Source organism: Dorea sp. AM13-35, from assembly GCF_003473885.1.
Lineage (GTDB): Bacteria > Bacillota > Clostridia > Lachnospirales > Lachnospiraceae > Dorea_D > Dorea_D hominis.
Genome location: NZ_QUCZ01000007.1, coordinates 125,876 through 141,103, shown reverse-complemented (window position 1 = coordinate 141,103; position 15,228 = coordinate 125,876). Strand labels below are relative to the sequence as shown.

11 protein-coding genes and 1 riboswitch are annotated in these 15,228 nt (G+C 41.3%); of the genes, 1 reads left to right on the top strand and 10 read right to left on the bottom strand.

Annotated elements, in window-relative coordinates; translation table 11 throughout:
* Nucleotides 1-187: 187 nt before the first annotated feature.
* Nucleotides 188-300: riboswitch (glycine riboswitch) on the bottom strand.
* Nucleotides 301-562: 262 nt separating this feature from the next.
* From DW152_RS09285 to DW152_RS09245, 9 genes are all read right to left on the bottom strand, one after another.
* Nucleotides 563-1,927, bottom strand: coding sequence for an alanine/glycine:cation symporter family protein (locus tag DW152_RS09285; protein ID WP_118288487.1), 1,365 nt, complete (start codon nucleotides 1,925-1,927; stop codon nucleotides 563-565).
* A 317-nt stretch (nucleotides 1,928-2,244) separates the two neighbouring features.
* Complete coding sequence (purB, locus tag DW152_RS09280; protein WP_118288486.1) at nucleotides 2,245-3,678, bottom strand: adenylosuccinate lyase; 1,434 nt, start codon at nucleotides 3,676-3,678, stop codon at nucleotides 2,245-2,247.
* Between the two features lie 47 nt (nucleotides 3,679-3,725).
* Nucleotides 3,726-5,153, bottom strand: coding sequence for an amidophosphoribosyltransferase (gene purF / locus DW152_RS09275; protein ID WP_021860722.1), 1,428 nt, complete (start codon nucleotides 5,151-5,153; stop codon nucleotides 3,726-3,728).
* An 81-nt stretch (nucleotides 5,154-5,234) separates the two neighbouring features.
* The gene (locus DW152_RS09270) at nucleotides 5,235-5,921 is read right to left on the bottom strand and encodes an amino acid ABC transporter ATP-binding protein (RefSeq protein WP_021860723.1); all 687 of its coding nucleotides are present in this window, start codon (nucleotides 5,919-5,921) and stop codon (nucleotides 5,235-5,237) included.
* An 11-nt stretch (nucleotides 5,922-5,932) separates the two neighbouring features.
* The gene (locus DW152_RS09265; protein ID WP_117537331.1) at nucleotides 5,933-6,583 is read right to left on the bottom strand and encodes an amino acid ABC transporter permease; all 651 of its coding nucleotides are present in this window, start codon (nucleotides 6,581-6,583) and stop codon (nucleotides 5,933-5,935) included.
* A gap of 75 nt (nucleotides 6,584-6,658) precedes the next feature.
* The gene (locus DW152_RS09260; RefSeq protein WP_117537332.1) at nucleotides 6,659-7,480 is read right to left on the bottom strand and encodes an amino acid ABC transporter substrate-binding protein; all 822 of its coding nucleotides are present in this window, start codon (nucleotides 7,478-7,480) and stop codon (nucleotides 6,659-6,661) included.
* A gap of 113 nt (nucleotides 7,481-7,593) precedes the next feature.
* Complete coding sequence (locus DW152_RS09255; protein WP_021860726.1) at nucleotides 7,594-8,364, bottom strand: hypothetical protein; 771 nt, start codon at nucleotides 8,362-8,364, stop codon at nucleotides 7,594-7,596.
* On the bottom strand, nucleotides 8,339-9,622 hold the full coding sequence (locus DW152_RS09250) for a DUF5716 family protein (protein ID WP_021860727.1): 1,284 nt from the start codon (nucleotides 9,620-9,622) through the stop codon (nucleotides 8,339-8,341). The genes DW152_RS09255 and DW152_RS09250 overlap by 26 nt, the downstream gene beginning before the upstream one ends.
* Nucleotides 9,623-9,640: 18 nt before the next feature.
* A complete protein-coding gene (locus DW152_RS09245) occupies nucleotides 9,641-12,931 on the bottom strand; it encodes a DUF5717 family protein (RefSeq protein ID WP_118288485.1) in 3,291 nt (1,096 codons plus the stop codon).
* Between the two features lie 128 nt (nucleotides 12,932-13,059).
* On the opposite strand from DW152_RS09245, the gene DW152_RS09240 reads away from it, so the two are divergent.
* On the top strand, nucleotides 13,060-14,148 hold the full coding sequence (locus tag DW152_RS09240; RefSeq protein ID WP_118288484.1) for a pyridoxal phosphate-dependent aminotransferase: 1,089 nt from the start codon (nucleotides 13,060-13,062) through the stop codon (nucleotides 14,146-14,148).
* Between the two features lie 29 nt (nucleotides 14,149-14,177).
* Here DW152_RS09240 and DW152_RS09235 read toward each other — a convergent pair whose 3' ends face one another.
* Nucleotides 14,178-15,188, bottom strand: coding sequence for a GNAT family N-acetyltransferase (locus tag DW152_RS09235; protein WP_118288483.1), 1,011 nt, complete (start codon nucleotides 15,186-15,188; stop codon nucleotides 14,178-14,180).
* Between the last annotated feature and the right edge of the window lie 40 nt (nucleotides 15,189-15,228).

Here is a 15,228-nt window from a genome sequence, read left to right as displayed (position 1 = left end):
CTGAACCGTATCCTCCTTTCCGGCCTGTTGCCTCGGCAATCGATAAATACAATAAAAGTCATCGGTATTCCAAATAAAAAAGGACGTCCAGATATACCATTATATCTACGGCGTCCTTCCTGTCTTTTGCCCTGATAAATTGAAATCATCGATAAGCTTTATCACACAGCACAAGATTCAGAATGTGGTACATTTTCCAGTCCTTTTGCCTGAAAGTTTCACCTTTTTGCATACCCACCATGTATGTCCGGCTTGCCTCTTCGGCGGCTGATCCGTTCAACTCTCTCTTGGAAAACATCATCCCACGAATATTCTTTTCATAGAAAATCATTACACAATTTTCATAGACATTTTTTATATTATTTATTGCCTGTATCTATAATAACTTATTGTAACTTTTTTTGCAACCCATTATACTAATTAATATTATTTTAGTGAGTATGCACAATTTCCATTCCTGATTTTTGTTATATTTATTAGTCGATTTTATAATATTTATTAAAACGTCTATAAAAAACAACATTTATGATTGTCCTGCATTTCATCCACTTATAGATAATATCTATTTATTCTTTTTAAAGTTCTGATAGTAATCATCATGCAACTTCTTAATCGTACCGCTCAGAACAATCAGACCGATAAAGTTCGGAATTACCATCATGGAGTTGAAGCAGTCTGCCATATTCCATACGAGATCTACCTGTGCAAGTGATCCAAGCACTACGCACACAGCAACTAATACGGAATATACTTTTACAGCTTTTGGTCCAAACAGATACTTAATATTTGCCTGTCCAAAGAAATACCAGCCAATAATTGTTGAAAATGCGAAGAAGAACATACAAATCGCGATAAAGATATCTCCACCTTTTCCATACAATGTAGAGAATGCATACTGGCTTAACTCTGCACCTGTCTTACCACTTGGAATAGACTTCGTTGTAATAATTACAAATGCTGTCAGGTTTAGTACGATAAACGTATCGATAAATACACCGATCATTGCAACAAATCCCTGCTCGACCGGATGATCTACTTTTGCAACTGCATGCGCATGTGGGGTAGAACCCATACCAGCCTCATTAGAGAACAATCCTCTTGCAACACCTTTTGTAAGTGCAAGTTTTAATGTCGCACCCACAGCACCACCGGATACTGCTGACGGATTAAATGCTCCAACGACAATTGCCTGGAATGCATATGGAATATTCTTATAATTATAAATAATAACAATCAGCGCACCAAGAATATAGAAAGCTGCCATGATTGGTACGAGCGTCTCTGTTACTTTTGCGATACGCTGCATACCACCTACGAATACAAATAACGCGATCAGTGCAACTACAACACCAACTGCTGCCTGTGGCACACCAAATGCTGTATGGAAGGCTGCTGCGATGGAATTGGACTGTACTGCATTACCCATAAATCCAAGCGCCAGGATGATCAATATTGCAAAAATTCCGGCAAGTACTTTTCCAAACGTTCCTTTAAATGCTGCACGGATATAATATACAGGTCCTCCTGTGATCTCTCCGTCAACTCCTACCTGCTTATACTTCTGTGCAAGTACAGCCTCGCCAAAGATCGTTGCCATTCCCAGGAATGCTGCGATCCACATCCAAAAAATAGCTCCCGGTCCTCCGATTGCAAGAGCGGTCGCCGCTCCGGCGATATTACCGGTTCCTACCTGAGCTGCAATTGCTGTTGCCAGTGCCTGGAATGATGACATTCCATCTTTGTCAGCATTGCCTTTTTTACTGAACAGGCCGCCAAAAGTCCGGCGCATTCCTTCTCCAAATCCACGTACTTGAATAAAACCAAGCTTAAATGTGAACCAGATTCCACCTCCGAGAAGTGCGATGATCAACACATAATCAGACAGATAGTGCTGAATTGTCAGAACAAGATCGTTTAATGTTTTCATTGTTACATCCCCCTTTTCTTTGTATAGATTTTCCGTATATTTATACGAACTTATTCATTACACCTATCATAACACTTATCTATATACAGCGCAATATGTACAAAACCTTCTATATTTTCTTTGTGTATTTTATACATTGTGTGCAATCGCGCTTATTATTTTACATACAAAAAACGGCGTAAACTCGTTCGCTTACACCGTTTTTTTGTCAAGTTATTTTCATCATTAAAGATTTTTTCGTCACAATTACTATTGCACGTTTGTAACTTCTATCTATTCGTTTCATCTATAGATATTCTTTATATATTCCATATATTTTACACGTTAATTTCCGCTGTCATTCCAAGAATTTCTTTATTCTCTTCAAGCATTGGGCGTACAACATTGTTCAGATAATTGTCTACCTGAACCGGTGCGCGTCCAACATATTTGGACGGATCCATTGTCTTCTTCAGTTCCTCAACACTCAGATTAAATGCCGGATCTGCTGCAATCAGTTCCAGAAGATTATTGTCCAGCCCTTTTTCTTTTACATTGCGTCCTGCTTCCATAGAAAGCTCACGGATTCTTTCATGTAACTCCTGACGGTCACCGCCTGCTTTTACAGCATCCATCATAATATTCTCTGTTGCCATAAACGGAAGCTCTGACATCAGACGTTTCTCGATTACTTTCGGATATACAACCAGTCCATCTACAACATTCAGGCAGAGATCCAGAATACCATCAATTGCAAGGAATCCTTCCGGCACACTCAGACGTTTATTTGCGGAATCATCCAGCGTTCTCTCAAACCACTGCGTTGCAGATGTGATTGCCGGATTCAGCGCATCTACTATCACATATCTGGATAAAGATGCAATTCTCTCGCTTCTCATCGGATTACGCTTGTAAGCCATTGCGGATGATCCGATCTGTGTCTTTTCAAATGGTTCTTCTACTTCTTTTAAGTGCTGAAGCAGACGGATGTCATTGCTGAATTTGTGTGCACTCGCAGCAATTCCTGCCAGTACATTAATTACTCTTGTATCTACTTTTCTGGAGTAAGTCTGTCCTGAAACCGGATAACATGCCTCAAATCCCATCTTCTGTGCGATCATTGGATCGATCTTATCAATCGTCTCCTGATCTCCATCAAACAGTTCCTGGAAACTTGCCTGTGTACCGGTAGTCCCCTTTGAACCAAGCATCTTCAAGCTTCCTTTTACATACTCCAGATCTTCCAAGTCCATCATAAATTCCTGCATCCACAAAGTTGCACGTTTTCCAACCGTTGTCGGCTGCGCCGGCTGGAAATGTGTAAATGCAAGCGTCGGCAGATTCTTATGCTCATCCGCAAATTTGGCAAGTTCTGCAATTACATTTACCAGTTTTTTCTTCACAATATCCAGTGCCTCGGACATCAGGATAATATCTGTATTATCTCCTACATAACAGGATGTTGCTCCAAGATGAATAATTCCTTTTGCCTTCGGACACTGTTTTCCATATGCATATACATGAGACATTACGTCATGACGCACTACCTTTTCACGTTCCTTTGCGACATCATAATTAATGTCTTCTGCATGCGCTTTTAATTCATCAATCTGTTCCTGGGTAATTGGAAGTCCCAGCTCTTTCTCTGTCTCTGCAAGTGCAATCCACAGTTTTCTCCATGTGCGGAACTTCTTGTCCGGCGAAAAAATATACTGCATCTCTTTGCTGGCATATCTTTCTGAAAGTGGGCTCTGATATCTGTCGTTTGTCATCGTTTTTTTCTCCTTATTCTGAATTATATTTAAATAATTTATATCTTCTACTCAAAGGCAAGGGATACATCTCTGCCCGGCACTTTCATCGGATAATTGCCTGTAAAACAGGCATCACAGTAACTTAAATCCCCAACCATATCTTTCAACTTCTCAACTTCCATATATCCAAGAGAATCGGCTCCGATCATCTCCCGAATCTGTTCTGTCGTATGCGAATGTGCAATGAGCTGATCATCTGACGGAACATCTGTACCGAAATAACATGGATGCAAAAACGGCGGCGAGCTGATTCTTACATGCACTTCTTTTGCCCCTGCTTTCTTCAACATCTTAATAATATTCGCACTTGTTGTTCCGCGAACAATCGAATCATCTACCATAACAATTCTCTTGCCTTTTACAACTTCTTCAATTACATTCAGCTTGATCTTTACACTACTCTCTCTCTGGCTCTGTTTCGGCTTAATAAATGTTCTTCCGACATAGCTGTTCTTATGAAATGCCATTCCATAAGGGATTCCTGACTGTTCAGAATAGCCTTTTGCAGCCACCAGACCGGAATCCGGCACACCAACAACCAGATCTGCCTCTACCGGATAGGACTCTGCCAGTGCCTTTCCGGCAAGGATACGTGCATGATAAACATTCACATTATCAATCGTACTGTCCATACGCGCGAAATAAATATATTCAAAAATACATCTTGCCTGCTTCTCAGGCGAAATTGCCATAGACTTATCAGAAGTAATACCATTCTTCGTAATTGTTACGATCTCTCCCGGCTCCACATCACGTACAAACTCTGCATCTACAGCAGCAATTGCACAACTCTCTGATGCAAGAAAATATGTATTGTCTCTCTTACCGATACACAGTGGTTTCAATCCAAATGGATCTCTCGCTCCGATCAGTTTACGCGGTGAACTCACGACCAGCGCATAGGCACCTTTGATCTTCTTCATCGCATTTTTTACTGCATCTTCTGCGCAGGAAACATTCAATCTTTCACGCGCAATATGATAAGCGATCACTTCCGAATCAATCGTTGTCTGGAAAATAGCTCCGGTATACTCCAGTTCTCTTCTCAGCTCGATCGCATTCGTTAGATTACCGTTATGCGCAATTACCAGTGTACCTTTGACATATTTCAGTACAAGCGGCATCGCATTCTCTGCTCTCGTTCCTCCTGCTGTTGAATACCTGACATGTCCAACGCCCAGATTACCGTGCAGTGTCTGTAACGCTTCTTCATCAAACACTTCATTTACAAGTCCCAGTCCTTTTTTTGAATGCACTTTGCGTTCACCATATGTATCTGTCACAGCAATGCCGCAGCTTTCCTGTCCTCTGTGCTGTAACGCAAAAAGCCCATAATATACAGATGGGGCAACATCGCCTCCGTCCATATCATAGGCTCCAAACACTCCGCATTCCTCGCTCAAACCTGTTGTCATTTTTTCCAATTCACCCATGAATGCAAGACTCCTTATTCGTTTTCAATTTACTCCATTACTCGATTAGTATAATACAAGGTCTGCCGAAAATCAATACATTTAATTTTCGGCAAACTTTCCTAAGAACTCTTTCATACGCTCGTTGTCCGAACCAAATACTTCTTCCGGCGTTCCCTGGAGTGCGATCACACCGCCGTCCATAAATATGATATGGTTGGATACATTCTTTGCAAAATTCATCTCATGTGTAACAATCACCATCGTCATATGCTCTGCCGCAAGGTCTTTGATAACCTTCAATATCTCACCTGTCAGCTCTGGATCAAGTGCTGATGTAGGTTCATCAAAGAAGAGAATATCCGGTTTCATTGCAAGTGCTCTTGCGATAGATACACGCTGCTGCTGTCCTCCCGACAGTTGGAAAGGATATGCGTTTTCCTTATCAGCAAGTCCCATCTTTTTAAGAAGTTCCCGTGCCTCTTTGTATACTTCTTCTTTGTTTCTTTTTTGCACACGAAGTGGCGCATCCACAATATTTTTCAGAACTGAAAAATGAGGGAACAAATTAAAGTTCTGGAAAACAAGACCGAATGTACCATTATAATGGATCTCGCCGGAATCCGGTGTCTCCAGTCCCGTTGCACAACGCAGCAGTGTGGATTTTCCCGAACCGGACGGTCCAATAATACCAAACACTTCTCCTTCTTCTACTTTCATGGAAATGTCTTTTAGAACTTCCACTTCTCCGAAACTTTTTTTCATATGATTAATTTCCAATAAGCTCATGACATCTCCTCCTATCTATAATAATTCAGTTTCTTTTCCAGAAGCTCAAGCAAAAATGCCACAATCAGGTTAAATACATAATAGAAAATTCCCGCAAATACATATGGAAGCATCGTCGTCTGTGATGCAGCCAGTGCTTTAGAGATTGTAAACATCTCCATAATTCCGATTGTAAATGCAAGGGATGTATCCTTCACAAGTGTAATCGTCTCATTCGTAATAGATGGAAGGATGATCTTAATTACCTGCGGAAGAATAATGCGCATAAATGTCTGTGCCTTGCTGTATCCTAATATCTGTGCAGCTTCATACTGTCCTTTCGGCATGGATTCAATGCCACCTCTGTAGATTTCGGCAAAATATGCCGCATAGTTTAACACAAATCCGATTGCTACTGCACTGTTCTTCCAGCTTGGACTGTTTGTGATGCCGAATATATAATATGGGCCGAAATAAATTACCATAAGCTGTAACATGAGCGGCGTTCCACGCATGATCGATATGTATGCCTTAAAAATAGTACGGATAACTACATTTTTTGCCATACGGCCAAACGAAACCAGAAGCCCAAGCGGTAATGAAAACAACAGTGTCACTGCAAAAAGCATTAATGTGACTACCATTCCTTCCCCCAGCTTCGATAACATAATTGATACTGTCATAGGAATGTCTCCTCTCCTAGAAAAATGGGCCGTCTGTAAAGACAGCCCCTTTTGATTATTTTATAATTATTTTAATTATTTACCAATGATCGTAATATCTTTCTTAAACCACTTTTGGGAAATCTTAGCCATCGTTCCGTCTTTTGCCATCTCTTCCAATGTGCTCTCTACCTGATCACGAACTGCTTTATTTCCTTTGGCAAATCCTACTCCGTATTCCTCTGCTGCAATCTCATAATCCAGGATTGTAAAATCAGCTTTTCTCTTCTCAATCTGGTAAGCAGCTACAACTGTATCCATAGCAACTGCATCTGCGGATCCGGATTCCAGATTCATAAGTCCTGTATTATAATCTGCTACAACTTCCAGATTGCCAAAAGTTGAAGACAGATCTGCCTTTTCTTTTAACGCAGCCTGTGCAGAAGAATCTGTCTGAACGTCTACGACTTTTCCTTCCAGATCTTTTTCGGATTTGATACCAGAATCTTTTCTGACTACAAATACCTGTTCATTGTTAAGATATGGTTTGGACCATGTATACTTATCTTCTCTTCCATCCATGGTAAATCCGTTCCAAATACAGTCAATTCCACCGGATTTTAATTCTGCATCTTTAGAATCCCATGCGATTGGTTTTGCGACATACTTCCATCCCTGTCTCTTGCACACTTCCTGTGCCAGTTCCAGATCGAATCCTGTATATTCGCCATCGTCACCAACAAATCCCATCGGTGGGAAATCTTGGTCAAATCCTACGGTAAATTTGTCACCAGACTTCTTCTCGGTATATTCTTTCTTACTACTTTTGTCAGAGCTATTATCCTTGCTTCCACAGCCTACGAACACTGTCATTGCAAGTAACGTCACTGCAAGCACCATTGCCAGTCTTTTTTTCATAACTTCATCCTCCTGTATTCATGGTATGTCTGCTTTGCATACTGCGTTGTTTTATCAATTCATCAATTGATTACTTTACCACGCTAAATTGCTCTGTTATAGTATCATATTCTTTATTTCTTGTCAATCCCACGATATAGGCGCTTTCGGTATTCAATTTCTTTTCCTTCTTCTCCAATCTCAATATCGGCACGGATATCCGCTCTTTTTTCTTTTAATTCCGCATCAATACCAAGATATCTGGAATTGCCTGACAACATCTTTGTATACTCTTCCTCCGGAAGCGCATGATAGTTGCAGTAAAGATACGCTTTTAACACATCTTCGTTCTCCTGCAGTTTGTAAGATTCTTCATACGCCTGTGCCGCTTCCTCATACAAAAAAAGTCTGCCGTATGCACTTCCCAGACAACCATACACTTTTGCATAAAACGGCTTTCCTACCGAATCATCCCGCTTACCATCAATGATCGTCCGGTAAACAAGAATCGCATCTGCGTATTCTCCGTTTTTCATCAGGCTGTCCGCTTTCAGCTTGAATCTCTCCACTTCTCTCTGATCCTGCAGCTTTTCCAGAATACTCTGTATCTTTATAATCTCCGAAGATGCATACATTGTTGACTGCTGCAATATCTTAAGAATAAAATCTTCTTCCGTGCAATGGTTATCCAGCTCTTCCTGCAGCGCATCTGCAAGCTCATACATCTGCAGCTCCGTCCTGATCCACTCACACAGCTGTCTGTTGATCAGTGTATAGTCGATCAGATAGAGATTATTACAGATGAAATAACACAGCTCCTCTAATGTATAGATCCTGATATGGCCTCTGGCAATCACATATGGTTGTCTGGCATGTTTTTTATGACATAGAATTAAACTGCCCATTGATTCCTCCTAAATGTATAACCTTTTCCACCTGAAAATCCGAAGCTTCAAAAAATTCTCCAAAGCCGACATCCTTGAATGTCATCTTACAGGTTCTTTCATCCAGAAACATCACTTCGATCCGCAGGCGGAGCGAATAATCTCTCCGCTCTTTCAGACCATCCAGAGATACTTTTTCTACCTGGAGTTCATCTCCGGCAAGAGTCTCCACATGAATCTCAATATCAGATGTATCTTCCAGGATTACCTCCCATTGTCCATCTGCTTCATACCAGTGTGTTCCCCAAGCAACGACCGGATACCATCCTTCTTTGCCACCAATGCGCATACGCAGACTGATCTGTTCTGTCATGCGTGTGTCATCCAGATATACCGGTCCTTCATTATAATTGCGGTATTTTCGCATGGAAGTGTAGCAGGCACCTTTACTGTACAGATTATCACCCACAAATGCACGTCTTCCGTTGCAGAGCACTTTCAATGAATTCGGATACCATTTATTTTCAAATGCCGCCCCGGTCAGATACACAGACGATACGACCTTTTTCTCAAACACATTCTGGATAAACAGCCGGAAACTTTCATCCGCGCTCTTCGCTTTTTCCCTATTCAGCACAGGGTAAATCGCTTCCATCTCCTGGATCTGCGCACTTGCGACTTCATCTACCGTCACAAACATATCACGGTTCTGACCATTTGCCACATTCATCCTCCGGAGCATATACGCTCTGATCGTCTGTCCATCGCAGAAAAACATTGCTGATTCATACTGCCACAGCTCTTTTGGCTGATAAAACATATAGTGGCAGAATCCTTCTTTGTAATCCTGCACGTAAATATTCTCCTTGTCTACGCCAAGATGCCTGCCGATTCCTTTGAGCATCTTAGACATATCAATATTCGTATATGGCGTAGAAAATGTAATAAACCGGATATCTTCAAAATCCTCCAGTGTAAGTCCTACGAATTTTGCCAGAAGCCAGACTGCATCGTGGACTTTACTTCCAATCCGCACTTTCTTACGCTGCACTGCCTTGCCGAACAGATCTGACACCACGCAGGACGGATTCTTCTGTTCCAGCAGTTCTGCTTCCTTTCCATATACCCATTGTTCTTTTATATAACCTAATTTCAGAGGGATCAGCGACTGTCCCTGTGCATACTCAAACGTCTGCGGTTCGTCGCTTTTCTCATCGTAATAACTGATCTGACAGGTATTTTCATTCAGATCATAGCCAATAATACTGCCTCTTCTCACGTTATTTCTTCCTCTCTGTTATTCATACATCCTAAAAAGACTGTCTGCCATCTTCTCTTCCTCTTCAAAATCCATGATCGCTTTTCTCTGGTTCGCAGGGGACATAGAAAGCATTGCATTCAGTTTTCCGTATTTGCCGGTCTTCACTGTATGCGCATTCGTCAGCACTTTCTTCTCCGTTGTTGTGATTTCATTTCCAATCGTATCCTGGAAATAATAATGCAGTTCTTCATCTTCATACAACACGAACTGTTTTACATAAATATTCTCATATGCCGGGAGCAGATTCTCTGTCTTATATCCAAGTGTCTCTTTCCCACCTTTGCGGATCTTGTAAAACAGCTTCACCTTATGTCCCGGCTCCGCACGGTATGCCAGCATAGTACGATCATACAACTGAAGCTCTGTCAGCCACTGCGCACGGTACTTCATATAGAACGGAAAGATCAGCTGCTTTTCCGTCAGTCTCCGAAGTTCTCTGTGCAGAACTTCTTCCAGTTCATCCGGATATTTTCTGCCGGCATAGTACTTAAGTAGCGCAATCTTGCAGATATCCGGCAGCGTTTCCTTCTTCTCACACTCGTTAGCAATGATCTCAAAAACACTGGATTTCGTATCTCTGCCATTTATTACATACTCTCTTGACGCATACGTCAGGTATGCCTGTTTCAGTCGAAAATATACATTATCAGACAGATAATAATCTTCAAAAATAGCTTCCTCATCAAACATATCTTCTGAAAATAACATCTGCGTAATGATCCGTTCACTGATCTTGCCGGATGCAACCTGATATTCCCGCAGCACTTTCCAGAGCCGCTTCATATCTGCAGTTGCACCACAGTAATAATTTGCCAGATAAGTCAGCGTTGCTTTGTCATACTGATGTCTGCGGAACATCTCAAAACACAGATACGTCAGGAAATCATCTTCTTCGTAATTCTCTTCCCGGATTCTTCTGCTGCAAATGCAGAACACATCTTTATCTTCGAAATAGCTTAAGCCTTTAACATAAATATTTTCAAAAGTCGGAGTCTCTTTCTCCTCGCTGTCTTTCCATTTGCCGACAGATGCACCATATTTCTTGCAGATTTCCAGAAATCTCGGTTCATAGAACAGACGCTTTGTCTCATATGGAATAGAATCCGTATAATAACGTCCCTCTATCGACTCCCAGATGATCCTTGCTTCTTTGTCATACAGATAGACAATCACCGGCTCATCTTCGGTATATGGGACACGCTGTCTGATTTCTCCATTCTTCTCAATGACAAGCACACAGTTCATATGTGGCACTTTCGTTGAGATCGAATATGCGTAGCAGACATCGCGCATTGCTTCCATATGCTCGGAATCCATATCTTCAGTACAGAAATGCTTATATAAAATACGAAGATATTCTGTGATATGTCGCTTTCTGAGCTGATCCATCGCAAATGTCTTCATCTGCTCTTTGTATCCTTCATACAGTTCTTCACTGTCTGCTTCATAAGTCAGAAGATTAGCGTAAAGAAATGCAGCCTTCTCGTATCCGAGTGTATTTCCATGCATAAAATACAGGAAAACAGACTTCGGAAGCGGTCCGTTTACACTGGATGGATCCAAAGTATTCATATAATACTCATATAACTGGGCAATCTTAAGCTCGGAATCTACTGCTTCCTGATACCAGTGAAAATATTTTTTCTGATTCTTATTTCCCTTGATCAGAAGAATACAGATCGTATTGAGTATCATCGGATCTTTATAAACCTTATAAATCCGCTCTAAAATGCGGAATAACAAATCACTGTAGGACTTATGCTGACTTGCAAAATTCGCCACATATAATGCCAGTTCCTTCGTCATCAGCCGATATTTGGTTGCAAAATTCAACACCTGTAATTCAAATTTGCCAAGCTTTTTCAGAAGTGTCGGCTTCGACTGATAGCACAAATAAGCTTCCAGATAGAACATAACACCATGTGTTTCAAACTCAAACTGCTGTTCCAGCACTTCCAGTCTCTTGTATGGATTCTTGTATCTTCCGTCTATCTGTAAAATCATATAGAGAAGCAGCCAGGAATCCTGATGGCGCATATAGGTCTTGCCAATCTCATCCAGTACACGCTCCATATGGCTGTCATTCTCACGGATCAGCGCCGTCAGGAACAGGTAATAACAGTTTGTGATCGGATCCTTTCCGATTGCGAAACGGTTATAGTTATAATTCTCCAAAATCCATTTTGCTTCTTCAAACTTCTTACCAATAATATAAACATGTGCCTGCAGAAGCTGGTAAATCTCACTCATCGGCTTAATTCTGCGGATAGCGGCAACATTTTCAATCGCATTCTCCACCCATGTATCCAGCTCGATACGTCCTGCCATATAGCCGATATATTCTTTTAAAGACTGCGCATATAACAGTTCCGGTACATAATGTTCCTCATCATATTCCTGATTCTGTAATACTTCAATCTCGTAGGACAATGCCTCATACGGAGTAATGAACCGTATTGTTCCATAGTTTCTTCCGCCATGCAAATATTCCGGACGTACCAGATATTCCATCTCATAACTGTTTCCGACAAAATCTTCTGTTGTCAGATCCGGCTTGGTAACACGTAAAAACGCTCCTTCTGTCTCAATATGGATCGGCATGAAGCCCCATGTGTTCTTTACGATCGTAATCGTTCCTTTATTCGGTTCTTTGATATCTTCAAAGAGCATTCCTTCTCCCTGCAGCGTCAGGAAAATACATTCCTTCTGCTTAATACCGACAAGGAACTCTTCCATTGCCTGTTCGCCGAGCGACCATTTTCGCATATTATCATAGAGATAAAACGTCCGCTCATTCTCATATTTGACAATCTCGTAAAATTCTCTGGAGCGGAACAGTCTTCCTGCTTCTGAGAAATCCTTGATCGCAAGCTTCCTGAAATCATCTGTACTCTGTACTTTACCATAAGTTGTCATAACATATGGCTTTTCGATGATCGCTGTAAAAGCAAGCTCATATTCACCTCCGGAACATACGACCGTGATCTTACCGCGTTCTACATGTCCCGGTTTTAATCCCTTCCCATCATAAGTAAATTCAATCCTGGATGTGACTCCGTCAAATCCCTGATCTTTAAAATGGATACGAAAAGAAGACGGGTATAATATTCCCCGTATCTTTCTGTCATTATTGCTTTTTATTAAGAAACTTCCTCTATATACTTCTCCCTCGCCGATAATCATGACCAGATTCGTCTCTTCGAACACAACTTCCGGCTGTTCTACGCTGAAGTCTCCTTTAGAAAATCTTTGTATCTTATTTTTCAAGACTTACACCTGCATCTTTCGTTGCTTTTTGTAAAAAACATACTATAATGAATTATAGCATTGTTTGTTTGGTAATTGCAATGCTGTTAGAATAAAATCTAAGGATAACCCCGGAAAGGAACATAGATATGGATAAAAAACCTGAATTTCACGGAAGCGATCTGGAGCAGATTGAAGCCTATTATCATATTCCGAAAGAAGAAATCGTCTCTTTCGGTGCAAATGTAAACCCGCTTGGATTGTCCGAGCAGTTAAAGAAAGATCTGGCTTCGCATCTGGATGTGATCACACGTTACCCGGACCGTGATTATAGATCTCTGAAAAAAGCAATCAGCAAATACACCGGTGTATCTGCCGATCATATTGTTATAGGAAACGGATCGACAGAGCTGATCTCGCTTCTCATTTCCACACGCACCCCGAAAAGGGCACTGGTACTTGGACCTACTTATTCTGAATATGCCAGAGAATTATCTTTAAATGGTGGTTCCATGGATTTTTATAATCTAAAAAAGGAACAGGATTTCCAATTAGATATCGATGACTTTATAACGACGTTAAAAACAGACTATCAGCTTGCGATCATCTGCAATCCGAATAACCCGACTTCTTCTGCGCTCACAACAAGTGAGATGGAACGTATCCTCGTAGCTTGCCGGGAATACGGAATCTTTGTTATGATCGATGAAACTTATGTAGAATTTGCACCGGATATTGAAGCAGTCAGCGCAGTCAGTCTTATTCCAAAATACGATAATTTCATGATCATCCGCGGTGTCTCCAAATTCTATGCCGCCCCGGGGCTTCGTTTCGGATATGGTATAACAAGCAATGAGGCTTTCTTAAAAGATCTGCTTCTCTACCAGAATCCATGGAGTCTGAACAGCATTGCCGCATATGCCGGTGAACGCATGTTTTCCGATACTGATTATTATAAGAAAACCCGCGAACTGATCTGTTCCGAACGCACATACATGTTTGATGAACTCAAGAAAAATCCGAACTTCAAACCATACAAAGCCTATGCGAACTTTATTCTTGTTGAGATTTTGAAAGAGGGCGTTACTTCCTTTGATGTATTTGAAAAAGCAATCAAAAACCGGCTCATGATCCGGGATTGCTCCTCTTTTGAATCATTAGCCGGTGAATTTTTCCGTTTCTGTATCATGAATCCTGCCGATAACCGACGTCTTCTTGATGTATTAAACCAGATTTAAGTACTTTTCTTTTATTTTCCGGTTAAGCATTATACAACTTCATTTAAGTATATTTGGGAAAGAGGGATGATTTTTTTCATTTCCTCTTTCATTCTTTCGGTCATATGGACGCCATCTTCCTCACAAAGTTCTTCCACTGTCTTTGCACCAAATACAAAGCTTGTAAGTGCCGCAATCGGGATCTCCCCTTCGGAATTTTCCGGTTTGCCATCCATCAGCATTGCCCCGGAAATCTCTGTTCCGGTGAGCACCAGTGTGCGGTTATTCTCTTCAATGGCAGAATCGGTTACTGTAAAACATACGCATAACAATTCCTGCAATCTGAGCGACATCAACATCCGGCGTACATCAACAATCCTTGTCATAATCTTCGGGGTCTCATCTTCATCCTCATCCGGGAACCAGATCCTGCAATCCTCAATCCCCGTTTCATTCTGAAACAGCATCAGTTTTCCACCGTCACTGTCACATTCCCGCATTAACCTTAGGTAGTATGCGCCGTCACGTTTCACATATACATCTTTATCTGCCGCAAGCTTTTCATTTGCCCACTCAGCAAGTGTATCGCAATCTTCTTCCGTAAGCGGGCGAATACAAATGCCTGCCGCTTCTTTCATCGCCACATCTGCTAAATTATATACTCTGCGTTTCTGTTCATAAACCGTCCGGAAATCATGTGGTGTATAGATTGCTTCTGCTGCCGGCATCAGAAATGTAAAATTCTCTCCTGATGCATACATATCCTGAAGTGCCCGCCTTAACAGCGCCGCCATAAACCCACGTCCGCGATACTCCTTTCTTGTCGCTACTGCAACGATGTAATGCGCCTGTTTTTCCACACCATTTACCATTAATGTATATGGATTCAGGTGCAGCATTGCGCAGATCTCACCATCTTCTTCCACTACATATATATCATTATCTCTCGTTTTTTCCGAAAAATAATAATCCACAAATCCTTTGCTGTCCTCCGTAAATACTTCCTCATACAATGGACGCACTTTGTTATGCTCTTCCTGACTTAACTTACGAATCTCCATTCTTCTTCCAATCCTTTATATTTCATATAATGATATAGTA

Bases quoted from the DNA above. Each gene is read 5' to 3' on its own strand.
- DW152_RS09265 (WP_117537331.1), bottom strand. From the start codon at position 6,583: ATGACAGTATCAATTATGTTATCGAAGCTGGGGGAAGGAATGGTAGTC.
- purB (WP_118288486.1), bottom strand. From the start codon at position 3,678: ATGACAAACGACAGATATCAGAGCCCACTTTCAGAAAGATATGCCAGC.
- DW152_RS09255 (WP_021860726.1), bottom strand. From the start codon at position 8,364: ATGGGCAGTTTAATTCTATGTCATAAAAAACATGCCAGACAACCATAT.
- DW152_RS09285 (WP_118288487.1), bottom strand. From the start codon at position 1,927: ATGAAAACATTAAACGATCTTGTTCTGACAATTCAGCACTATCTGTCT.
- DW152_RS09260 (WP_117537332.1), bottom strand. From the start codon at position 7,480: ATGAAAAAAAGACTGGCAATGGTGCTTGCAGTGACGTTACTTGCAATG.
- purF (WP_021860722.1), bottom strand. From the start codon at position 5,153: ATGGGTGAATTGGAAAAAATGACAACAGGTTTGAGCGAGGAATGCGGA.
- DW152_RS09240 (WP_118288484.1), top strand. From the start codon at position 13,060: ATGGATAAAAAACCTGAATTTCACGGAAGCGATCTGGAGCAGATTGAA.
- DW152_RS09235 (WP_118288483.1), bottom strand. From the start codon at position 15,188: ATGGAGATTCGTAAGTTAAGTCAGGAAGAGCATAACAAAGTGCGTCCA.
- DW152_RS09270 (WP_021860723.1), bottom strand. From the start codon at position 5,921: ATGAGCTTATTGGAAATTAATCATATGAAAAAAAGTTTCGGAGAAGTG.